This is a genomic window from Photobacterium sp. 53610 (assembly GCF_036409375.1).
Taxonomy (GTDB): Bacteria; Pseudomonadota; Gammaproteobacteria; order Enterobacterales; family Vibrionaceae; genus Photobacterium.
In genome coordinates this window covers 14,075-35,033 of sequence record NZ_JAXOFS010000012.1, presented here as the reverse complement: position 1 = coordinate 35,033, position 20,959 = coordinate 14,075, and the positions used below count along the sequence as shown (strand labels likewise).

Here is a 20,959-nt window from a genome sequence, read left to right as displayed (position 1 = left end):
ACAGTGCATACGCGCCGGAATTATCGATAGAGAGGAGTTCAGGAAAGACTCAGATGACCGCCCTTGCCGGAATCCGGTTCCGACAAGCCGTTTTCACTATCCGCCGCCATCCGGCGCTCAGCCTGATACCCGCTTTTATACGGCAGGACCTGACATTCACCTTCAGCGCTGAACACGATATGGTAAAACTGCGGCAGGTTGAAGTTGATGAAGTTCGAGCTGTAGCTGAACCTGTCGTGCGCCGAGGTATAAAAACGGTTTACCCCGTGCACCATCTCATCCATGTTGCCACTGCACTGGCGGTACACTTCAATGCGGTTGGTTTCATCGAGAATGTAGATATTGAATCCGTCATTCTCACAGTCTTCAAAGAAAAACTGGATCAGCCCTTCGCTGGCATAGGCATCTACGATTGACGGCGGATGAGGTTCATCCATTTTCCCCATTACCACACTGGCGGAACCCATCAGCTTGTTACTGGAAATACAGCGATAAAAATCGACGGAGTTCTCCAGCTTCTGCACGGATACCCCGCGGCGTTCGAAGAACAGCCCATGGGTCTGACTGCCGATACGGATTGCTTTAAAGCGACGCTGTTTTTCCTGCTGTTCGACCGGCATCAGACGCATCTCAATGCATTCCGCCACCAGCTGATACACCAGATTCCGAATCATCCCGCGCATATGCTTGCTGTAACAGAACACATCCACCGACTCCGGCGGGATCGCGTCCTGGTGCATTTTGCTGAGAATCGTCTTCAGGGCATCCATCATGGCATTTTCGCCTTTGAAGTTCAGCGTCCGCACTTCATTCCAGGAGTTCCGGTACACCAGATCGACACTGCCCACCAGACAGGCCTGCTCAGGACCAAAGCTGAAAATATCGGTATTTTTGAAGTCAAACTTCACGGCCCGGCTTTTCAGTTCCTCGGTCGGATCCTGCTCCAGGTTGATAAATATTCCCAACTGACGGATCTCACACGGACTGGACAGCGCACTCAGGCTGGGCTTGGGACGGCGAATCGAGAAGGTGTTGCGGATATCGCTCACCAGCTGATACAGCTTATCGATATCCATCGCCGAATCACGGACCACAGCATGAAGATTTGTCGTCTCGGTCAGCAGACCGTTGAAATACGCCCAGGACACCAGTTTGCTCAGGTAACGGTTATGCTCCAGCGATGGCTGGCCCAGAATGGCAAACGGATCCAGCGGCTGCTTGTAGAGATACCAGCCTGCTGTGTTGGTGCGCCCGGCCGGGACCTGAATAAAGGTCAGATCGCCTTCGTGGAGATCCGGAGAAATCTGCGGATTGAGCAGAGTCACCTTACCCGGCAGCACCTCAAAAGCCGCATACAGTTTCCGGGCCAGAATACTGATATCTTCCGGGCTGATTGACGAGGTAATGTCGTTGCGGCGGGCAAACAGAATCAGGTTCCGGTAGCTGAGCATCAGGGCATCGAGCAGCTCGTTGTGCGCCCGTTTCACCAGCTCAACTTTCCAGTTCCGGCGATTATCCAGTTCCGCCAGAACTTCCTGTGACCATTGCCATTCAGAAGACAGTTCAGCCAGCACTTCACGACGCCAGGCCACGGAGCCCGCACCGGGCTCACGGGTCAGCTTTTCGTGCGTTTTGAGATAAAAACAGCGACGGACCAGATCCAGCCGGCGGTGATCGTGAATCCGCTCCAGATAGCGGGTCACCTTTTCCAGCATCAGATAATAAGCATCCATCGCATAGTGTGAGGAGTGCTCCGAGAAGAAGCGGCGTTTTCCGTCAACACTCAGCAGTTGCGTGTGCGGGTATTCGCAGGAGTAAGCCTCCAGCAGAATCGCCTTCAGCACCGACTTATACGGCGAATCGATGCTCTTATACAGATGCCACAGGCTGGAACCGAAATACTCTTCCGCGGGAATGCGGGTCAGGCCACCAAAATCGATCCATTCGTCACGATTGATGTAGCCGCTGCTGGCAAGGTAGTCGACGTAATCGTCATAGCATTCTTCCATCTCCGGCGGGACCAGGTACCACAGGAAACGCTGGCCGGCGAGATGGACGGCAGAACGGTAAAATTCGTCCAGCAACAACAGATGCTGACTGGAGCCGCAGTTATCCCCGCTCAGGGCATCGGAACAGTTATCGCGGAAACGGTTATCGTCGATCAGGAAAAAGTTGGCCTCAACCCCCTGAATCATCGCCCAGTCGGACACCGCCTTGCATTTGGCGATCAGCGCTTCGCGCTCCTCCACCGGCATCCGGGTACGAATGCAGACCCAGATATCCAGATCGCTGGTCAGACTCTGCCCCAGTGACGCCGTGCTGCCCATGGCATACAGGCCCAGAATATCGCCGTCTGCGGCTTCCTTAGCACCAAAAGACGAAAGATCGAAACCGAATTGCTCACGGATCAGGGAAATCTGAAGAGAAGAAGGAACAAAAGAGGCAATGCCCTGCGGCACCTCGGCATCCTGGAAGCCAGGCAAAGCGGGATGGTTCACATGCAATAGCACAGGCAACAGACTGAAGACCTGCTCCGACTGTGCATTCATGGCCAGCCGGGCACGCTCGACCCGACGCTGGTTATGTGTATCCAGCCTGCCAATTAACGTATGAATATAATTTTGCAAATTACTCTTCCAAGAGCTACCAGCATCCAGCGCGGCCCGAATCTTGTCATCGATAGGGCAGTCTGTGAGCCATCTGTGAGCAAAAACGTGATCAATCTAACAGTTTTTGGGCAATCCGTAAAGTCAGTAAGGTTGATTCAGATGATGGTCAGGCGCTGGCTGTGCAAGTCCGTTCAATATCACCACAAAATAGTACAATGAATAAAAATCGCCAGCGCTCCCGAGTTTGGAATGCAGATCACATACCGTAATGTGAAGCATATCACAGTTGCGATATCACAGAACCAGACAAAAGCGCTTCACCGCACTGGTCACAACATCTACATTACCTTACCCGTGCCGGAGTGGTACGATTAGTGTATTTAAAGCAATTAGATGGACTCCATTGTATGACTGAGAAGCCTATCCGGATCGCCACCCGCAAAAGTCCGCTCGCCCTCTGGCAGGCAGAATATGTCAAAGCGGCGTTGGAACAAGCCCACCCAGGGATCACCGTTGAACTGGTGCCTATGGTCACCAAAGGTGACATCATTCTGGATACCCCGCTGGCCAAAGTGGGCGGCAAAGGCTTGTTTGTCAAAGAACTGGAGCAAGCCATGCTGGAAGACCGGGCCGACATTGCCGTCCACTCCATGAAGGACGTTCCGGTCGAATTCCCGGAAGGACTGGGGCTGGTCACCATCTGTGAGCGCGAAGACCCGCGCGATGCCTTTGTTTCCAACCAGTATGCCCACGTAGACGAACTACCTCAAGGCGCTGTGGTCGGCACCTCCAGCCTCCGCCGTCAGTGCCAGCTGCTGGCCCGGCGCCCGGATCTGCAGGTCAAAACCCTGCGCGGTAACGTCGCCACCCGCCTGCGCAAACTGGATGAAGGCGAATACGACGCCATCGTTCTGGCCTGTGCCGGGCTCAAGCGCCTGAGGCTGGAAGACCGAATTCGCTGTGCACTGGAGCCGGAAGTCAGCCTGCCTGCCGTCGGACAAGGTGCAGTCGGGATTGAATGCCGTCTGGCCGACACCCGGATCCGGAACCTGCTGGCCGTCCTGAGCGACGAATCCACAACGGCCCGAGTCCTGTGTGAACGCGCTATGAATAACCGTCTGGAAGGCGGCTGTCAGGTGCCGATCGGCAGCTACGCCGAACTACAGGGCGATCAAATCTGGCTGCGGGCGCTGGTGGGAGAACCCGACGGCACCCACATCGTTGCAGGAGAAATCCGCGGCCCGATCGCCGATGCCGAGCGTCTGGGAACTCAGCTGGCAGAAGAACTGCTGTCACGCGGTGCCCGGGAAATTCTGACCCGACTATACGACGACGCCGAATGACAGTCCTGATCACCCGCCCGGCCCCGCAAGGCGACGCACTGGCACAAGCTCTGGCACATCAGGGAATCACATCTCTGGTACAGCCGCTGCTGACCATTGCTCCCGGTGCCGGGCTCCCCGGGCTGGGTGATCAGCTCCGGACGTTGCAAGAAGGAGACTGTCTGATTGCTGTCAGTAGCCATGCAGTCAAAATGGCTCATACTTATCTGACAGAACAAGGCATTAGCTGGCCGCAGCAGCCCCATTATCTGGCTGTCGGCCGGCAAACGGCCGATGTACTGGCCCAAGCCTGCGGTCAGGCTGTCACGGCACCGCCGCGTGAAGACAGTGAGGGCTTGCTGGCACTCCCTGAACTGGCACAGCCAGCCGGGCACCGGGTCCTGATTCTGCGGGGCAACGGAGGCCGTGAACTGATTTTTGATACGCTGGTCGAACGACAGGCCAGGGTATCTTACTGTGAAACCTATGCGCGACACTGGCTGGCACTGGACGGAGACTTACTGTTCCGCCAATGGCAACAGCAGGACGTGGATACCCTGGTCGTCACCAGCGGCCAGCAACTGGATTTTCTGTACCGGTTGATGCCAGCACAGGCCCGGCCATGGCTATGCCAGTGCCGGTTGCTGGTTCCCAGTGAGCGTATAGCAAAGGAAGCCAAGGACATCGGCTTTCGCTGTATAACCATGGTAGGCAGTGCCAGTAATGACGCATTGCTTACTACCCTAAGCACAACTGGCACAACGGGATAAACGGATGACTGAGAAGAAGACCAATAACGATCACCCTACGGCAGGCAACCAGTCTGATGCCGCAGCGACCGCCAAGGACAACCCCAAAAACGCCGACAACCAGCCCAAAGCGTCAGGTCGACCAGCCCAAGAGCCGACCCAACGCGCCCCGGCCAAATCCGGCAGTAAGACCGGCCTGGTCGCCATTGCCCTCGTCATTTTGCTGGGCGGCGGGCTCTATTACCACGGCCACCAGCAGAATCTGGCCCAACAGGCACAACTGGCCGCACTGACCAGTCAGCTCAGCGAGATGAAAAACGCCCTGTCACAAAGCGAGCAGTCCGTCAAAGCTACCGTGCAGGCCAGCCTGGACACAGCGGAGACCAGACTGGGTCAGCAGGAAAACGATATTCAGGGATTACAGCGCGCACTGACTGAAGTTCAGGGACGCCGCCCGAACGACTGGTTGCTGGCCGAGGCCGATTATCTGACCCGGATGGCCGGCCGAAAACTCTGGCTGGAGCACGACGTTGCCAGTGCCACTTTATTGCTGGAGTCTGCCGATAACCGCATCGCACAGCTCAATGATCCGAGCCTGACCGAACTGCGGACAGCCCTGAGTGATGACATTACCATGCTCAAATCCATCGCCCGGATTGACCGTGACGGTCTGGTGCTTCGCCTGACCAGCCTGCAGAATCAGATCGAGAGCCTGCCGCTGGCCAACGCCATTGTGCCGGAATCCCTGGATCAGCCCCAGACTGACAGCGTCAGTGAGTCCATTTCGGACTGGAAAACCAACCTGATGACCTCACTGAAACAGTTCAGTGAGCACTTCGTCACGTACCGCAAACGGGATGGCAACGTGATACCGCTGCTGTCGCCGGAGCAAGATTTCTACCTGCAGGAAAATATCAGATCCAAACTCGAAACCGCCATCAAAGCCGTTTACCGGGAACAGGGTGAGCTCTATACGACCTCACTGACCATGGCGAAAGACTGGGCCAGCCAGTTCTATAAAACAGACGATGCCAAAACCCAGAGTTTCATCCAGGCCCTGAACGAGCTGGCAGAGCAGAAGATTCAGGTCAGCTACCCCAAGACACTGAAATCAAGGTCTGAGCTGTCAGATATCATCAGCAAGCGCATTCGCCAGCAGGTCGCCCCCATCCACGGTGAGGAGAATCCGGCATGATTAAACTTTTGCTGCTGGTGGTTGCCTTGATCGCCGGCCTGATTTTCGGCCCGATGCTGGCTGGCAATCAGGGCTATGTCCTGATTTCTGCCGCCAATCAGACTCTGGAAATGAGCCTGACCACGTTAATCCTGCTGGTCGTTGTGCTGTTCGGTCTCTTCTTCCTGCTGGAAAATCTGGTTAAATGGCTGCTGTCTCTGAGCAGCGTTACCCGGGGCTGGTTCTCCGGCCGCCAAAGCCGGAAAGCCCGCCAGCTGACTTCCAGCGGACTGGTCAAAGTCCTGGAAGGAGACTGGAAACAGGCTGAAAAGCTGGTGGTCAAATCCGCCAGTCACAGTGACACCCCGCTGCTGAACTACCTGGCCGCTGCCGAAGCCGCTCAGGGACAGGGTCAGCTGCACCAGCGCGACGAATACCTGCGCCAGGCCTCTGAGCTGGACAGCGAGAGTCTGGCTGTCGCCCTCACCCGTGCCCGCCTGCAATGCCGTCAGCATCAGTATGAAGAAGCCGTGGCGACGCTGCAGGATATGAAAAGCGCCCATCCGCGTAACCCCTTGCTGCTGGAACTGCTGAAGCAGTGTTACCTCGAGCTGGAAGACTGGCCGGCCTTACTCGGTCTCATTCAGCCGTTGAAAAAATACAGCACGCTGAGCGATGAACAGGCCGACAAACTGCAGGAAAAAGCGGAATGCGGCCTGATGGCACAAATCGCCCAGCACAGTGGCAGCGACGGTCTGATGGGTCACTGGAACAGCCTGAACCGCAAAGCCAGACAAAACCCGGTGCTGGTTGCCTGCTTTGTTCGGGAAATGTGTGCCCGGAATGCCGACAGCGAAGCCTATACCGTCCTTCGCGAAGCACTGCGCAAGAAGATTGAGCCGCAACTGATCAGTCTGATGCCGACTCTCAAGCTGACGGACTATCATCCCGCGATTGTCACACTGCAGGATCTGCTCCGCTATGACAGCGGCAATGCGACGACGCACAGTGCCCTGGGCCAGCTGTATCTTCGTGAAGGGAAATACCCGGAAGCCCGGACGCATCTGGAAAAAGCCATTGAGCTGCACCCGACCGTGGTCGATTACAGTTATCTGGTAGAAACGCTGGAGAAACTGAACGACAAAGCCGCCGCCCACCGCCTGTCCCGGGAAGGTCTGGCACTGGCTCTGCCGTCGAAAATTTAACCGCTCAGACACATCTGTTGCAAAATGTAAAAAGCGCCATTTTTGGCGCTTTTTTGTCCCATCCGGTAAAACAATCTCAGAATTTCATCCGCTTTTGTATCCATCTGTTAATAGCCATTTCAGCTTATATATTTGCTATTGATGGAATGAATTAAAAAATATTCAATGTGGCCTCTTTGAGCACTCACAGATGGAAATACGGTTATGCTCCCTTGGTTAATTGTTTCCGGCATTGTTGTTGCAGTCATTACCTGCCTGCTGACAGCGGTACTGATTAAAGAATCCTGAGATTCTTTAATCCCCCTCAATACAAAAGCCTCCGGAACGGAGGCTTTTCTTTTTTCAAATCCACGCGTTTCAAATCTATGCGATTTTCAGGCGCTGGCCTTGTATATCAGCTTGTCAAACTGCCGCTGAGCCAGCTCAGCTTTCTTCTGATATTTATCAGCCTTCTTCCGCTTTTTCTCGCTTTTCTTTTCGCACTTACGCTTTTTCTTGGCCAGTTTTCGTAATTTTTTATCCAGCTTTCGGGCTTTCACGGACATCAGCAACTGAGCTGATAAATTCAGTACGGCACCGGATTCCAGCGGCTCACCAACCGCAGGAACCGTCAGGGCTGGTGTAACCGGCAGAGACTGAACAGACGACTCAGGCAGACGCATCGGCTTACACAGCGCCCCTTTCCCGTTGGCAGCCCGGGCACAACTGCGACACAGATAGCGGGGCTGATTCACCAGCCCACCAATCGCCTCTGCTTTGGCACTGATTTCCGTGCGCCGGAATTTACATAGTGACTTAGACATGACTTCTCTCCACTCTGCCGCCATCTCGCCTGACAAGGTTTTACTTCATGGCCGCTTTTACATAGACATCAAAGCGGTTCTTCTTGGTGCTGATCACCGTCGAAGGTGTCTGCTCATCCAGCCAGGGCGCATAATCCGGACGCTTGACGACCACCCGTTTCGCCGCGAGCGCCAGTGCCGGAGACAGCAACAGATCGGCATCCGTATCAGCCCCGACCAGACTCTGAAACACCCGCATCTCTTTTTTCACCAGCGCCGACTTCTTCTTATGCGGAAACATCGGATCCAGATAAACCACATCCGGCGCCATATAGTCCGGATCCGCAATCAGATTAGTCAGTGCATCCTGACTGGTCGCATGCAGCAGACTCAGCCGTTCACTGACCCAGCCGCCAATTTCGGCATCGGCTTGAGCCCGACGCAATCCGTCCTCAAGCAGTGCTGCCACCACAGGGTGCCGCTCAATCATCTGAACCCGGCAACCCAGCGAGGCCAGTACAAAGGCATCGCGACCCAGCCCGGCCGTGGCATCCAGTACCGTTGGGGTCACACCACTTTTCAGACCGACGGCCTTCGCAATTGCCTGTCCTCGTCCACCCCCGAATTTGCGCCGGTGTGCCGCTGCCCCGCCGGCAAGATCCACATAAACGGCACCCAGCTTGGGTTCATCCCGTTTCAGCAGCTCCAGCCGTTCTTCGGTCAGGTGCAGCACAAACTGAGCCTCAGGATCATGCTCCAGCCCCCAGCGGGCAGCCAGTTCCGTCAGCTCAGACTGACGCTCGGATTGGTCACAAAGTAAGGTGATGCGCACGGGTGTCTCCGCAAAAGGTCGCCTGACCGGACAGGCAGATTTCAATATCGGCTGCGGATTATAGCAACCGGGGCAGGCAAATGGTTCACTTTTTCATGCACCCAGCGAACAGCGGTGATGTCTCGCGGCAGGCTTACAATATCGCCTCGGTGGCCTGATTCAGACGGTGTACCAGCTGCGGCAGCGGCATTGGTTTGCCGAAGAGGTAGCCCTGACCATAGTCCACACCCAGCTGTTCCAGACGAACCAGAATCGCTTCGTTTTCGACAAATTCTGCCACAGTCTGCTTGCCCATTTTCTTGGCCAGATCATTGATGGCCGTCACCATGGCAAGATCCACCTCGTCATCGGCGATATCGCGCACGAACATGCCGTCAATTTTGATTAAATCCACCGGCAGACGCTTGAGGTAACCAAAAGAAGAGAGCCCGGCACCGAAATCATCCAGAGAGATCAGACATCCCAGTGATTTCAGCTGAGTAAACAGCTCGATGGCTTCACTCATGTTGCCGATTGCGGCCGTTTCGGTAATTTCCAGGCACAACTTGCTGGGCGGGACCGTAGAATGGCCGATCCGGGTCAGCAGGAAGTCCACAAAGTCCGGATTCCCCATCGACTGTCCCGACAGATTGATGGAACACAACTGAAGCGGTGCCACCGCTTCCGGATGAGCCTCCAGCCAGTCGAGGGCGGCACTGACCACGTAGCGGTCAATCAGATGGGCCAGATTGTAACGTTCAGCCGCCGGCATAAAGAGACCCGGCGGGATCATGGCCCCGTCACTGCTCCGCATCCGGAGCAGAATTTCATAGTGATGGCCCGGCATCGGATGAGCCAGCGGCGCGATCGTCTGCGCATAGAGCTCAAAGCGCCGCTCATCCAGCGCCCGCCGGATATGATTCACATAAGCCATTTCCCGCTCCCGCCGCTGCAGCTCTTCATCATCCGGACGGTAAAGGTGGAGACGGTTTCGCCCTTCGTCTTTTGCGGCATAACAGGCAGTATCGGCCTGAGCATGCACCTGCTGGGTTGATCCCGCGGTGTTATCAATCAGGCGGATACCAATCGAAGCACTGAGGCTGAAACGGGTGTTCTGCCAGTAAAACTCACTCTCTTCCAGCAACTGGAGAATTTCGGCCCCCAGCCGCAGCGCCCCCTCAACCTCGCAATGACTGAGGATAATGGCAAATTCATCCCCGCCCAGCCGGGCCAGCGACGCTTTATGCGGCATGATCCCACGCAGCAGCCAGGCCACCTGTTTTAATGCTTCATCCCCCGCTTCATGGCCTGCCGTATCATTAATCACCTTAAACTGGTCCAGATCGATATACAGCATGGCATGACGGGCACTTTTCTCTCTGGCTTCGGCCAGAGAAGATTCAAGCAGACGCTCAAAGTAGCTGCGGTTGAACAGGCTGGTCAGGTAGTCATGGTTGGCCTGGTATTCCAGTTTGGCTTCCAGCTCACGGGTACTGGTAATGTCCTCTCCCACCAGCAGCAACTGATGCTGAGACAGTGAAGAGCGGATCGTCTCACGAATCCATACTGCCTTACCGCTGGCACAGGTATAGCGCAGCTGGCGACGCCAGACACTCTGTTCTTCCTTCCCGGGATGGGTTGAAATAAAGTGCTGCGGAATTTCGGCATCATCCAGATAAAAGTCGGTCACTTTATGGCCCAGCATTTCGCGCTTACTGTAGCCCAGCAGCTCAGTCGCAAACTGGTTCACTGACTGAACCCGTCCATGCTGATTGATAGCCAGCAGGATCACCGGCTGCTGTTCGTAGAGCAGCCGGTAGCTGATCTCCCGTTCACGCAGTTTTTCTTCCATATGATGCCTGGCCGTCACATCCCGGGCTTCCAGCAGCAGCTGACCTTCTTCCTTCTCAGTTTGCGGCAGCGGCTTGATCGAGATATCCAGAATACGGATCCCGTCCTCACTGCTGTTAATTCCGGTTTCAAAGCGAACCAGCTGACTGTGGCTGGCCGACAGAAACGACTGCTTTAACTGCTCTGTGCCGGAGCGCTCCCAGCAGCCCCACTCCCAGAAGGGACAGTCATACTTAATCACCGAACGCCCGAGCAAATCCTGCAGTGCGAGATTGGCCGACTTCAGCTGGCCGCGATGGGTCAGAATCGCGATATACTGGAAACTCTGATCAAAGACGCCTTCAAACAGGGTCCGGCTCTGATTGAGCTTGCGCTCGCTGCGGCGTAAGCGCCGAATAATGACAATTAACAACAAGATCACCGACAGCAGCACTGCCAGCACCGCCGTGATCAGCCTGACCTGTCCGGCATACCGGTCAAACCAGCTGGGCGGACGATTTACCAGGAGCACTGCTTCCGGATCCACTTTCACTTTCCAGCGTTTCAGCGCCGGATAATTCAGCATCGCCTGATGCGGGCTGCTCAGAAACGCCGGAAAATCTGCCACTGTTCCATTGAGCACCTGCCTGAGCAGCTGACCCAGCATCAGCCCCTGATCATACCCGCGGCTGACAACACCGCCCAGCGCATCACTGTCGAGCAGAAAACGGTAAGAGACATAAACCGGCGCGTTTGCCCTTCGGGTCAGGGTATGCATGATCTCACGGCTGGGCATGAAAATACCCTGGCCATCCACATAGTAGCTGAGGAAAACAATGGCTGAATCCGGCGGCAGCTGACTGACGGTATCGAACAGTTCCCCGAAGGTATGCGGGTTGAGGTAGGTATACGGGATATCCGGATGCTGAATCAGATATTCCTGAGCATCCTGCCAGAGTTCACGTCCGGTGGCGGTGTTATCGGTAATGAAATAAAAGCGCGAGACATCCGGCTGGACGCTCTGTGCCAGGCGAATATTGGCTGACACATCGTTCGCCTCGAGGATACCGGCCACATGGGACAGGTTGGCGTGTTTCTCGGGCTTATATTTGTTAATTCCGGAGATCAGGACCGGGGTCTCGCCTATATCTGCCGCCAACTGGTTTGCCAGCCACAACGCATTGTCGTCCGTCACCACAATGGCATCGAATTTCTCGCTGCTCAGTTTCGCCTGATACAAATCGACCAGCTGATCCAGATACCAGGGCGACTGATACCGCATGCTGTCCATGTAATCCACCTGGAGCTGGATATCCGTTGAACGCAATGCGGCACTCAGACCATCCTGCTGGGCATCGGTCCAGCGCATCCCCTGATGATACGAATGGATCACCAGCACATTCGCCTCAGCCATCACCAGCCTGGGCAGGCACAATGCCAGCAACAAGAGAACTAAGCGCATGAAGAGAAAGTGATATCCTTTGGTAATGTCGCGATTGTTCTTCAATCCTAAACCGTGCGTCACAGTGCAAGCCAGTATATGATGCAGTAGTTGCGAACTACCACGGAAAGATGCCATGACCCCGCTACCCCGTCTGGATGACTTAGATCGGGATATTCTGAATGCCCTGATGCATGATGCCCGGATCCCTTATGCCGAAATGGCAAAACGCTTTCATGTCAGCCCGGCCACCGTCCATGTCCGTGTTGAAAAAATGCGCGCTGCAAACATCATTACTGGAACTGAGGTGATTATCAACCCTAAGCTTCTGGGATATGACGTCTGTTGTTTTATTGGTATCAATCTGAACGCCGCCCGGGATTATCACTCCGCACTGGCCAAGCTGAACGAGCTGGATGAAGTGGTTGAAGCCTACTACACCACCGGGGCCTACAATATCTTCGTCAAACTGATGTGCCGCTCGATTGAAGAACTCCAGTATGTACTGATCGACAAACTCCAGGCCATTGATGAAGTTCAGTCAACGGAAACCCTGATCTCGCTCCAAAATCCGATCAACCGTAACGTCAAACCCTGAGCAACGGCAAACGCCGGGACGCGATACTGCCTTCAGCAACCACAAACAAAAAAGCGAGCCCTCAGGCTCGCTTTTCACAACAGGTCAGGCTGTTAACGATTTTCGTTCAGTGTGGCCTGACGCTCCGCCGCTTCTTCAGCCAGCCACTCGGCCACAGACTTGGCAAAGTAAGTCAGAATGCCGTCTGCACCAGCGCGCTTGAAGCACAGCAGAGATTCCATCACGGTCTCTTTTTCTTTCAGCCAGCCATTCTGGATCGCTGCCATATGCATGGCGTACTCACCTGAGACCTGATAGGCAAAGGTTGGTACCTGCAGCTCGGTTTTCACCCGGCGGACTACATCCAGATACGGCATACCCGGCTTGACCATCACCATGTCGGCACCTTCCTGTACATCCATCGCCACTTCATGCAATGCTTCGTCACTGTTGGCCGGATCCATCTGGTAAGTCTTCTTGTCGCCGCCTTTCAGATTGGCCGCCGAACCGACTGCATCCCGGAACGGACCGTAATAGTTGGACGCATACTTGGCTGAATACGCCATAATCTGGGTATGAATGTAACCCGCTTCTTCCAGCGCTTCGCGGATGGCACCAATGCGGCCATCCATCATATCGGAAGGCGCCACAATGTCGGCACCTGCTTCGGCGTGAGACAGTGCCTGCTTGACCAGCACTTCGGTGGTTTCATCATTCAGGACGTAGCCGTCTTCATCAATGATGCCGTCCTGACCATGAGTCGTGAACGGGTCCAGCGCCACGTCAGTGATCACGCCCATCTGCGGCACGTGCTCTTTCAGCAGACGCACCGCACGCTGCACCAGACCTTCCGGGTTGTAGGCTTCTGCCGCGCAGACACTCTTGAAGTCCTGTGACACAACAGGGAACAGGGCAATCGCCGGAACACCCAGCTTTGCCAGATACTCAGCTTCCAGCAGCATCAGATCGATGGACAGACGCTCTACCCCCGGCATGGACTCCACCGGCTCGCGGCGGTTTTTCCCCAGCAGGATAAACATGGGATAGATCAGGTCGTTGACTGACACCTGGTTTTCAGCCGTCAGACGGCGGGTAAAGTCTTGCTTGCGCACACGACGCATACGACGGGCCGGAAATGCCCCCTGAATAGATACAGACACTGCTCACTCCTTGTTGGTTGTGCGGCGAAATTCTGCTGAAAGGCGCCGCAATCAGTCACAGTAACGCTCATCTTACCACTGAACAGTCAGTTACGCTGGTTCGATCTGAAAAAATGCCCGGGTTGTGGAAAAAACCGCCGAGCTGAATTCTGCCGCCGGCTGGTTGCGGCAGGCCGCCACCGTCGCTGCAATATGCGGCAGATAAGCCGGTTCATTGCGGCTTGATTTCGGCTTTGGCCGCAGATCACGCGGCAGCAGATACGGGCAGTCCGTCTCTACCATCAGACGATGGTCCGGAATATGGCGGACAATCTCCCGCAGCTCGGTCCCCCGGCGTTCGTCACAAATCCAGCCGGTCACCCCGATGTGCAGATCCAGGTCCAGACAGTCTTTCAGTTCCTGCTCCGTCCCGGTAAAACAATGCAGCACCGCAGCCGGGAGCTTGTCGCGCCAGGGTTTGAGAATCGCCAGAAAGCGTTCATGCGCATCCCGGCAGTGCATAAAGACCGGCTTTTTCAGCTCAGCCGCCAGCGCCAGCTGGGCTTCGAACACCGCCTCCTGCTGCGGCCTAGGCGAGAAATCACGATTGAAATCCAGCCCGCATTCCCCAATCGCCACCACCGCCGGATCAGCCGCCAGCATCCGGATAACCGGCATCGACAAATCGGTCACCAACTTGGCATCATGCGGGTGCACGCCCGCAGTGCTGAAGCAATAGCCCGGCCAGCGATGCGCCATCGCCAGAGCCTCGCGGCTCTCGTCCTCACTGGTACCAGTGAGGATCAAGGCTTGGACCCCGGCTTCACGCGAGCGGGCGATCACGGCATCCCGGTCTTTATCAAAACGGCTGTTGGTCAGGTTGACACCTATATCTATCATCACTGTGCTGTCCGCTGGAAATTTGGCGTCATTGTACACGCCACATTCAGACAAATAAAAACTGACCTTGGCACACGGCACAAACAAAAACAGCCGCACAAAGGCGGCTGTCAGTCTCAGCGTTCAGACTCAGTCTTCTGCGGATCCATCGTCATCTGCACGTACATAGAAGCGGGAGAAGAACAGTCCGACTTCAAACAGCAGACACATCGGCACGGCCAGCAAGGTCTGCGAGATGATATCCGGCGGTGTCAGCAGCATGCCGACCACGAAGGCTGCCACAATGATATAAGGGCGCTTCTGGCGCAGGCTCTCCGGGTCAGTCGCCCCGGTCCAGCACAGCAGAATAATGGCCACCGGGATCTCAAACGCGATGCCGAATGCCAGAAACAGTGCCAGAACAAAATCGAGATAGCTGGCAATATCCGTCGCGACCTGGACCCCTTCCGGGGCGATGCTGGTGAAAAAACCAAACACCAGCGGGAACACTACAAAATAGGCGAAGGCAACACCGCAGTAGAACAGCAGCGAACTGGAAAACAGCAGCGGCATCACCAGGCGGCGTTCATGCTTGTACAATCCCGGTGCCACAAAGGCCCAGACCTGATACAAAATAAAAGGCACAGCCAGAAACACCGAGGTCACCAGCGTCAGCTTGATCGGGGTAAAGAACGGCGATGCCACATCGGTGGCAATCATGCTGGTGCCTTCCGGCAGCCGCTCAACCAGCGGAGCTGCCAGCAGACTGTAAATGTCATTGGCAAACCACACCAGGCAGAGAAAGACCACCAGGACACTCAAGATAGAACGGAGCAGCCGGTTCCGCAATTCCAGCAAATGACTGAACAAAGGCTGGGTCTCTTCCACACTCGACATGAAGCGTTATTTATCCTGTTGTTGCGAAAATGATGACGGCTTGGCAGGCATCTCATCCGGATGAGTCTCTGCCTGCGGATGCACTTCTTCCGTTGCCGGTTGCTCTGGCTTGATTGAAGGTTCAGATTTGGCAGGCTCAGGTTTGGCATAAGGACGCTGCACTGAGGCCGCTGCCTCTTTCAGTTCCTCAACCGATTTTTGCAGATCCGGGGCCAGATCCTGCATCCCCGCCTGCTCGGCCTTTTTCAGATCCTGATGCAGCTCGTGAATCTTCAGTTCCTGAGACAGCTCAGTCTTCACCGCAGTGGCCATATTTCTGGCAGCATTAACCCAGCGCGAGACCGAGCGAATCGCAACCGGCAGCCGTTCCGGCCCCAGCACGACCAGGCCGACCACGGCAATCAGAATCAGCTCCCAGAACCCGATATCAAACACGTGTTAAACCTGCTCTTTATCTTTCTGGTCTTTCTGCGGCTCTGCGGCATCTTTCTTATCCGCCAGCGACTTCTGCTCAAAGTCTGCATCCGCTTTGTTTTTGCTCTCTTCCTCATCGCTCATGGCTTTCTTGAAGCCTTTCACCGCTGAGCCCAAGTCACCGCCGATTGAACGCAACTTCTTGGTTCCGAATAACAGCACAATAATCAGGGCAACGATTAGCAGTTGCCAGATACTGATTCCACCCATGTTTACCTTTCCTCAATTCATCGTTAAAGCCATGGCACCTTGCGTGACACAGCGGTTATTTGGTGTAAGCCCGCCAACCCATCAGCCAGAAGATCCCCCCAGCTGTTGCTGATATGGCCGGATAAATATCCACCTGGTTACCAAAAAGTATGGCAGAACATATAATCAGGGTCGCGCCAACGCCAAAACAAAACCTTGCCTGGCCCTGCTGACGACGGCTGGACATAAAGTTGTCATACAGCATATCAATCCGCTGATTCATTACTTTGCCCTGGCGCAAACTGTCATAAAGCAATTCAGGCAGTTCAGGTAATTTTTCAGCCCAGAACGGCGCCTTCTCCCGCACTGCACCGATGATGGCCTGCGGCCCGACCTGACGCGACATCCAGTCTTCCAGAAACGGTTTGGCGGTATCCCACAGATCCAGCTGCGGATACAGCTGACGGCCCAGCCCTTCAACATAGAGCAGGGTTTTCTGCAGCAGCACCAGCTGCGGCTGAACTTCCATATTGAAGCGACGTGCGGTATTGAACAGGTTCAGTAGCACATGGCCAAACGAAATATCTGCCAGCGGTTTCTCGAAGATCGGCTCGCACACCGTGCGAATCGCAAATTCAAACTCATCGACATTGGTATCATGCGGCACCCAGCCCGAGTCGACGTGCAGCTCGGCCACCTTGCGGTAATCCCGGTGAAAGAACGCCAGCAGGTTTTCTGCCAGATAGCGCTTATCTTCCCGGTTCAGCGTCCCCACGATGCCAAAATCCAGCGCAATCCACTGCGGGTCGGACGGATTCTTATACGAGACAAAAATATTGCCCGGATGCATGTCCGCATGGAAGAAACTGTCACGGAAAACCTGAGTAAAGAATACGTTCACCGCTTTTTCCGACAGCAGCTTCATGTCTGTGCCGTTGGCTTTCAGCGCCTCAATGTCAGAGACCTGAATACCATAAATACGTTCCATGACAAGAAGATGACTGCTGGCGTAATCGGTAAATACTTCAGGCACATAGAGTGAATCACTGCCTTCAAAGTTCCGGCGCAACTGAATCGCATTGGCCGCCTCACGCATCAGGTCCAGCTCATCAATCAGCGTCTTTTCATACTCCCGGATCACTTCGACCGGGCGCAGACGTCGGGCTTCCGGCACGAAACGCGCCACCAGCCGGGCCATCCGGTACATGAGACGGATATCGGCCTGAATCACCGGCAGGATATCCGGACGAATCACCTTCAGGACCACTTCGCGGCCATTTTCTTTCAGCGTCGCAGTATGCACCTGTGCAATCGACGCCGAGGCCAGCGGTGTCTGGTCAAAATCGGCAAACCAGCGATCCAGCGAACCGCCCAGTGCTTTTTCGATCTGCTGGCGGGCCAGCGCACCGTCAAACGGAGCCACCCTGTCCTGCAGCATCGCCAGCTGGTCGGCAATATGCGGCGGGAAGAGATCGCGCCGGGTCGACATCATCTGGCCGAACTTGATCCAGACCGGCCCCAGCGCCTGTAAGGCCAGACGCAGACGCTCGCCCAGCGGCTTGTCCGGATGCTGGTTGCGGATCCAGAACAGGCTTTTTCGCATCAGTTTCGGCAGCCGGGTCCGGGGATCGTCCGGCAGCAGGTCATCCAGCCCGTAACGCAGCTGGACGGCAGTAATTTGGTATAGGCGCTTAATTTCGGAAAAACGACTCATGATTCTCAGGCAGCAGGAGTGGGTTGCGCCAGCCGATCAGCCAGCTTATTGATTCGGGCTTCCAATCGGGCCAGCTGAGACGCGGCATCATCCACCTGATCGGCGAAATGGGCAATCTCGAGCGCCGGTGGTGCCAGACGCCACTCTTCGGTGATTACCTCCGCCAGATCGCGGCTGCGTTCTTCGGCATGATGGCGCAGCCCGGTCAGCTTCTGCTTCACACCGCTGACCACCGTATGGGCGACCACATCGCCGGTATAGCGGGACAAGCGCTCGGCCACATCCGGTTTCAGACCGCTCAGCAACGCAGAGAACTGCTGGGCCAGCTGGATATCCCCATCCAGCGCCAGCTTGTCCGCTTTGATCAGCTGGGTCAGGTTGGCCTGCTCGCGCAGCTCCGGCAACGCCGTCAGGCTCAGTGCCAACTGGCAGTCGGCCTCGCCTTCGTAGGCTGCCAGCACATCAATCTGCTGGCTGAACACAAAATACAGACGTTTGCCGAACTCGTTTATCTGCACACTGATCACCTTGCCGCGCAGACGGGCCAGACGTCGCTGACTGGCCTCCTCGTCTTTGAGCAGGGTATTCAGAGCCGTTTCCACCACACCGGTGAGGAGCACATCAACTGGCATCCGGACCTCAGAACTTATAGCCGCGGTGCAGCGCAACGATGCCGCCGGTCAGGTTATGGTAGCTGGTCTGCTCAAAACCAGCGTCCTGCATCATACCTTCCAGCGTGGCCTGATCCGGATGCATCCGGATGGACTCGGCCAGATAGCGGTAACTGTCGGCATCACCGACCACCATCTCACCCACGCGAGGCAGAATGTGGAACGAATAAGCATCATAAATTTTCGATAACGGCTCGAGCACCGGCTTGGAGAATTCCAGCACCAGCAGACGACCGCCCGGTTTCAGCACCCGGAACATGGAACGCAGCGCTTTGTCTTTGTCGGTGACGTTCCGCAGACAGAAACTGATGGTGATACAGTCGAAATAGTTATCCGGGAACGGCAGCTCTTCAGCGTTGGCCTGAACATAAGCCACATTCCCGACAATTCCGCGGTCACGCAGTTTACTGCGACCGACTTTCAGCATGGAATTGTTGATATCAGCCAGAACCACCTGACCTTCCTCACCTACCATGCGGGAGAATTTCGCGGCCAGATCCCCGGTACCACCGCCCAGATCCAGCACGTGCTGACCACGACGTACACCGCTGCAGTCGATCGTGAAACGCTTCCACAGACGATGAATGCCCATCGACATCAGGTCGTTCATCAGATCGTACTTGTCAGCTACAGAGTGAAACACTTCCGCGACCAGCTGCGCTTTCTCTTCTTTGGCGACCTTACGGTAACCAAAATCAGTGGTTTGTGTGGGTTCAGTCATGCTCGTTCCATCAATTTTGATTTATGGGCGTAGTTTACTTGATGCATCATGGTGTGTCATTCACCGTCTCGGTGAGGACGTGAACAGCCTCACTGTCGCGCAGCGCCTGTTCAGTCAGGGCGACCGGTAAAACCCGCTTCACTTCAACCCCCAGCTGCCTGAAGCTCTCCGCCTGCCGGATAATATTGCCCCGCCCGGTCGCCAGCTTGTTCATCGCACCCTGATAGCTCTGGCTGGCCTTGTCCAGCGCATGGCCGACGTTGTCCATGTCGGCGACGAACAGCCGCAGCTTGTCATAGAGCTTGCTGGCGCGATCCGCAATTTGCTTGGCATTCTGATTTTGCCTTTCGTTCCGCCACAGGTTATTGATGGTACGCAAAGCCACCAGCAAAGTTGTCGGGCTGACCAGCATGATATTGCTGTCCATGGCATCCCGGATCAGTGACGGGTCGGCTTCCACGGCGGTCTGGAACGCGGGCTCAACCGGAATAAACATCAGCACATAATCCAGACTGCGCACGCCTTCCAGCTGATGATAATCCTTGCGACTCAGGCCGCGGATATGACCACGCAGCGAAGTCAGGTGATCGCTGAGTGCCTGATCCCGTTCGGCCTGCGTCTCGGCATGGAAATAACGCTCATAGGCGACCAATGACATTTTGGCATCGATCACCACATCTTTGTCCTGCGGCAGATGCACCACAACGTCAGGCTGATAGCGCTTGCCGCTGTGATCTTCCAGATTCACCTGAGTCTGATACTCATGCCCCTCGCGCAGACCGGACTCGCTCAGCACCCGTGCCAGTACCACTTCGCCCCAGTTGCCCTGGGCTTTGTTGTCTCCTTTCAGGGCCTGGGTCAGATTTACTGCCTCACGCGCCATCTGCTCATTGAGCTGTTTCAGGCTGTTGATCTCGTGAACCAGCGTATGCCGCTCGCGGGCCTCATGGCTGAAGCTGTCGTGAATCTGTTTACGAAATCCTTCCAGCTGTTCCTTGAGCGGGCTGAGCAGACCATCCAGACTGAGCTTGTTCTGCTCGTCCACACTGCGGCTTTTGTGCTCGAACAACCGGTTAGCCAGACTTTCAAACTGCTGCTGAAGCCGGGTTTCGGCATTTTCCAGCAGGGTGATTTTCTCCTGAGCCGATTTCTGCTCTTCCCGGTAACGGGTCTGCAACTCACGCAGATCTGCCGCCAGCACGGATTCGGCCTGACGAGAGGCTTCCAGCCGCTCCGTCAGTTTCAGATGCTCCTGACGCAGCGTTTCCAGATAGCGCAGCTTCTCCACCGCCGCGGCCAGCCGGGCGTGCATCTGGCGCAGTTCGTTGCTGAGCCGGTCACGTTCGACATCCAGCGTATCCAGCTCCTGCTGCTGTTCCGCCAGTTCGTGGCGCAGTTGCTGCTCCTGCTGACGGGCCAGCCGGGTTTCGGACTCTAACTGCCGCTGCCAAATCTCTGCCTGCTGACGCAGTCGGCCCTGAAACCACAGGGCGGTCGCACTGCCTGCCACCACCGCACCGGTGATCGCAGCGGCCAGCCACTGGCCGTTCTCACTGAACCATTCCCCCATCATTGCACTGTTTCCTGCATGTTTTTGTATTCTTAGGATAAGGCTAAAAAGATACTGGATAAATGTCCAGATATTGTCATCACGGAAAGCGGGCTCTGGCGGAATCCTGTGCTGGCTGACTAAGCGCAAATGGCATAGACTGACGGTTTTTACGGCAGGCTGTCGTCAGTCCTGCCTGTCAGTTCCCGTCCAGCAGCAGGAAGCG

18 protein-coding genes are annotated in these 20,959 nt (G+C 55.7%); 5 read left to right on the top strand and 13 right to left on the bottom strand.

The annotated features are described in order from the left end of the window. Positions 1 to 38: 38 nt before the first annotated feature. Positions 39 to 2,627, bottom strand: a complete 2,589-nt coding sequence (locus SPK40_RS19670) for a class I adenylate cyclase (protein ID WP_330961628.1) — start codon at positions 2,625 to 2,627, stop codon at positions 39 to 41. A gap of 389 nt (positions 2,628 to 3,016) precedes the next feature. Between SPK40_RS19670 and hemC the strand changes: the two genes are divergently transcribed. From hemC to SPK40_RS19650, 4 genes are read left to right on the top strand one after another with little or no spacing between them, the layout of a single operon-like run. Further along, a complete protein-coding gene (gene hemC / locus SPK40_RS19665) occupies positions 3,017 to 3,952 on the top strand; it encodes a hydroxymethylbilane synthase (protein WP_330961627.1) in 936 nt (311 codons plus the stop codon). Next, positions 3,949 to 4,701 (top strand): uroporphyrinogen-III synthase, encoded by a 753-nt coding sequence (locus tag SPK40_RS19660; protein ID WP_330961626.1) that lies wholly within the window; start codon positions 3,949 to 3,951, stop codon positions 4,699 to 4,701. The genes hemC and SPK40_RS19660 overlap by 4 nt, the downstream gene beginning before the upstream one ends. Before the next feature lie 4 nt (positions 4,702 to 4,705). Further along, positions 4,706 to 5,875: a uroporphyrinogen-III C-methyltransferase gene (gene hemX / locus SPK40_RS19655; protein ID WP_330961625.1), complete on the top strand. Its 1,170-nt coding sequence runs from the start codon at positions 4,706 to 4,708 to the stop codon at positions 5,873 to 5,875. Beyond that, entirely contained in the window at positions 5,872 to 7,059 is a 1,188-nt protein-coding gene (locus SPK40_RS19650; RefSeq protein WP_248144634.1) for a heme biosynthesis HemY N-terminal domain-containing protein, read from the top strand. Before hemX ends, SPK40_RS19650 begins: the two co-directional genes overlap by 4 nt. A 374-nt stretch (positions 7,060 to 7,433) precedes the next feature. Here the strand turns inward: SPK40_RS19650 and SPK40_RS19645 are convergent, their stop codons facing one another. From SPK40_RS19645 to SPK40_RS19635, 3 genes are all read right to left on the bottom strand, one after another. Next, a complete protein-coding gene (locus tag SPK40_RS19645; RefSeq protein WP_330961624.1) occupies positions 7,434 to 7,862 on the bottom strand; it encodes a hypothetical protein in 429 nt (142 codons plus the stop codon). 40 nt (positions 7,863 to 7,902) lie between these two features. Beyond that, complete coding sequence (locus SPK40_RS19640) at positions 7,903 to 8,673, bottom strand: class I SAM-dependent methyltransferase (RefSeq protein ID WP_330961623.1); 771 nt, start codon at positions 8,671 to 8,673, stop codon at positions 7,903 to 7,905. A gap of 133 nt (positions 8,674 to 8,806) precedes the next feature. Continuing rightward, complete coding sequence (locus SPK40_RS19635; RefSeq protein ID WP_248144631.1) at positions 8,807 to 11,944, bottom strand: bifunctional diguanylate cyclase/phosphodiesterase; 3,138 nt, start codon at positions 11,942 to 11,944, stop codon at positions 8,807 to 8,809. A gap of 115 nt (positions 11,945 to 12,059) precedes the next feature. Between SPK40_RS19635 and asnC the strand changes: the two genes are divergently transcribed. Then, positions 12,060 to 12,521 (top strand): transcriptional regulator AsnC, encoded by a 462-nt coding sequence (asnC, locus tag SPK40_RS19630; protein WP_036750916.1) that lies wholly within the window; start codon positions 12,060 to 12,062, stop codon positions 12,519 to 12,521. Between the two features lie 92 nt (positions 12,522 to 12,613). Here the strand turns inward: asnC and hemB are convergent, their stop codons facing one another. The 9 genes from hemB to rmuC all read right to left on the bottom strand — a co-directional run bounded on the left by hemB (position 12,614) and on the right by rmuC (position 20,754). Then, complete coding sequence (gene hemB, locus SPK40_RS19625; protein ID WP_248144630.1) at positions 12,614 to 13,660, bottom strand: porphobilinogen synthase; 1,047 nt, start codon at positions 13,658 to 13,660, stop codon at positions 12,614 to 12,616. A gap of 90 nt (positions 13,661 to 13,750) precedes the next feature. After that, entirely contained in the window at positions 13,751 to 14,539 is a 789-nt protein-coding gene (locus tag SPK40_RS19620) for a TatD family hydrolase (RefSeq protein ID WP_330961664.1), read from the bottom strand. A 129-nt stretch (positions 14,540 to 14,668) separates the two neighbouring features. Beyond that, positions 14,669 to 15,415: a Sec-independent protein translocase subunit TatC gene (tatC, locus tag SPK40_RS19615; RefSeq protein ID WP_248144628.1), complete on the bottom strand. Its 747-nt coding sequence runs from the start codon at positions 15,413 to 15,415 to the stop codon at positions 14,669 to 14,671. 6 nt (positions 15,416 to 15,421) lie between these two features. Then, positions 15,422 to 15,850: a Sec-independent protein translocase protein TatB gene (gene tatB, locus SPK40_RS19610; protein WP_330961622.1), complete on the bottom strand. Its 429-nt coding sequence runs from the start codon at positions 15,848 to 15,850 to the stop codon at positions 15,422 to 15,424. 3 nt (positions 15,851 to 15,853) lie between these two features. Beyond that, positions 15,854 to 16,099 (bottom strand): Sec-independent protein translocase subunit TatA, encoded by a 246-nt coding sequence (gene tatA / locus SPK40_RS19605; RefSeq protein WP_248144626.1) that lies wholly within the window; start codon positions 16,097 to 16,099, stop codon positions 15,854 to 15,856. A 55-nt stretch (positions 16,100 to 16,154) separates the two neighbouring features. Continuing rightward, the gene (gene ubiB / locus SPK40_RS19600) at positions 16,155 to 17,792 is read right to left on the bottom strand and encodes a ubiquinone biosynthesis regulatory protein kinase UbiB (RefSeq protein WP_330961621.1); all 1,638 of its coding nucleotides are present in this window, start codon (positions 17,790 to 17,792) and stop codon (positions 16,155 to 16,157) included. A 5-nt stretch (positions 17,793 to 17,797) separates the two neighbouring features. Next, positions 17,798 to 18,424 (bottom strand): ubiquinone biosynthesis accessory factor UbiJ, encoded by a 627-nt coding sequence (locus SPK40_RS19595; protein ID WP_330961620.1) that lies wholly within the window; start codon positions 18,422 to 18,424, stop codon positions 17,798 to 17,800. A 7-nt stretch (positions 18,425 to 18,431) separates the two neighbouring features. Beyond that, positions 18,432 to 19,184, bottom strand: a complete 753-nt coding sequence (gene ubiE, locus SPK40_RS19590; RefSeq protein ID WP_248144623.1) for a bifunctional demethylmenaquinone methyltransferase/2-methoxy-6-polyprenyl-1,4-benzoquinol methylase UbiE — start codon at positions 19,182 to 19,184, stop codon at positions 18,432 to 18,434. Between the two features lie 46 nt (positions 19,185 to 19,230). Next, complete coding sequence (gene rmuC, locus SPK40_RS19585) at positions 19,231 to 20,754, bottom strand: DNA recombination protein RmuC (RefSeq protein ID WP_442957595.1); 1,524 nt, start codon at positions 20,752 to 20,754, stop codon at positions 19,231 to 19,233. Positions 20,755 to 20,959: the final 205 nt, after the last annotated feature.

Bases quoted from the DNA above. Each gene is read 5' to 3' on its own strand.
- SPK40_RS19635 (WP_248144631.1), bottom strand. From the start codon at position 11,944: ATGCGCTTAGTTCTCTTGTTGCTGGCATTGTGCCTGCCCAGGCTGGTG.
- tatA (WP_248144626.1), bottom strand. From the start codon at position 16,099: ATGGGTGGAATCAGTATCTGGCAACTGCTAATCGTTGCCCTGATTATT.
- hemX (WP_330961625.1), top strand. From the start codon at position 4,706: ATGACTGAGAAGAAGACCAATAACGATCACCCTACGGCAGGCAACCAG.
- SPK40_RS19650 (WP_248144634.1), top strand. From the start codon at position 5,872: ATGATTAAACTTTTGCTGCTGGTGGTTGCCTTGATCGCCGGCCTGATT.
- SPK40_RS19595 (WP_330961620.1), bottom strand. From the start codon at position 18,424: ATGCCAGTTGATGTGCTCCTCACCGGTGTGGTGGAAACGGCTCTGAAT.
- asnC (WP_036750916.1), top strand. From the start codon at position 12,060: ATGACCCCGCTACCCCGTCTGGATGACTTAGATCGGGATATTCTGAAT.
- ubiB (WP_330961621.1), bottom strand. From the start codon at position 17,792: ATGAGTCGTTTTTCCGAAATTAAGCGCCTATACCAAATTACTGCCGTC.
- ubiE (WP_248144623.1), bottom strand. From the start codon at position 19,184: ATGACTGAACCCACACAAACCACTGATTTTGGTTACCGTAAGGTCGCC.
- rmuC (WP_442957595.1), bottom strand. From the start codon at position 20,754: ATGGGGGAATGGTTCAGTGAGAACGGCCAGTGGCTGGCCGCTGCGATC.
- SPK40_RS19620 (WP_330961664.1), bottom strand. From the start codon at position 14,539: ATGATAGATATAGGTGTCAACCTGACCAACAGCCGTTTTGATAAAGAC.
- hemC (WP_330961627.1), top strand. From the start codon at position 3,017: ATGACTGAGAAGCCTATCCGGATCGCCACCCGCAAAAGTCCGCTCGCC.
- SPK40_RS19660 (WP_330961626.1), top strand. From the start codon at position 3,949: ATGACAGTCCTGATCACCCGCCCGGCCCCGCAAGGCGACGCACTGGCA.
- tatC (WP_248144628.1), bottom strand. From the start codon at position 15,415: ATGTCGAGTGTGGAAGAGACCCAGCCTTTGTTCAGTCATTTGCTGGAA.
- SPK40_RS19645 (WP_330961624.1), bottom strand. From the start codon at position 7,862: ATGTCTAAGTCACTATGTAAATTCCGGCGCACGGAAATCAGTGCCAAA.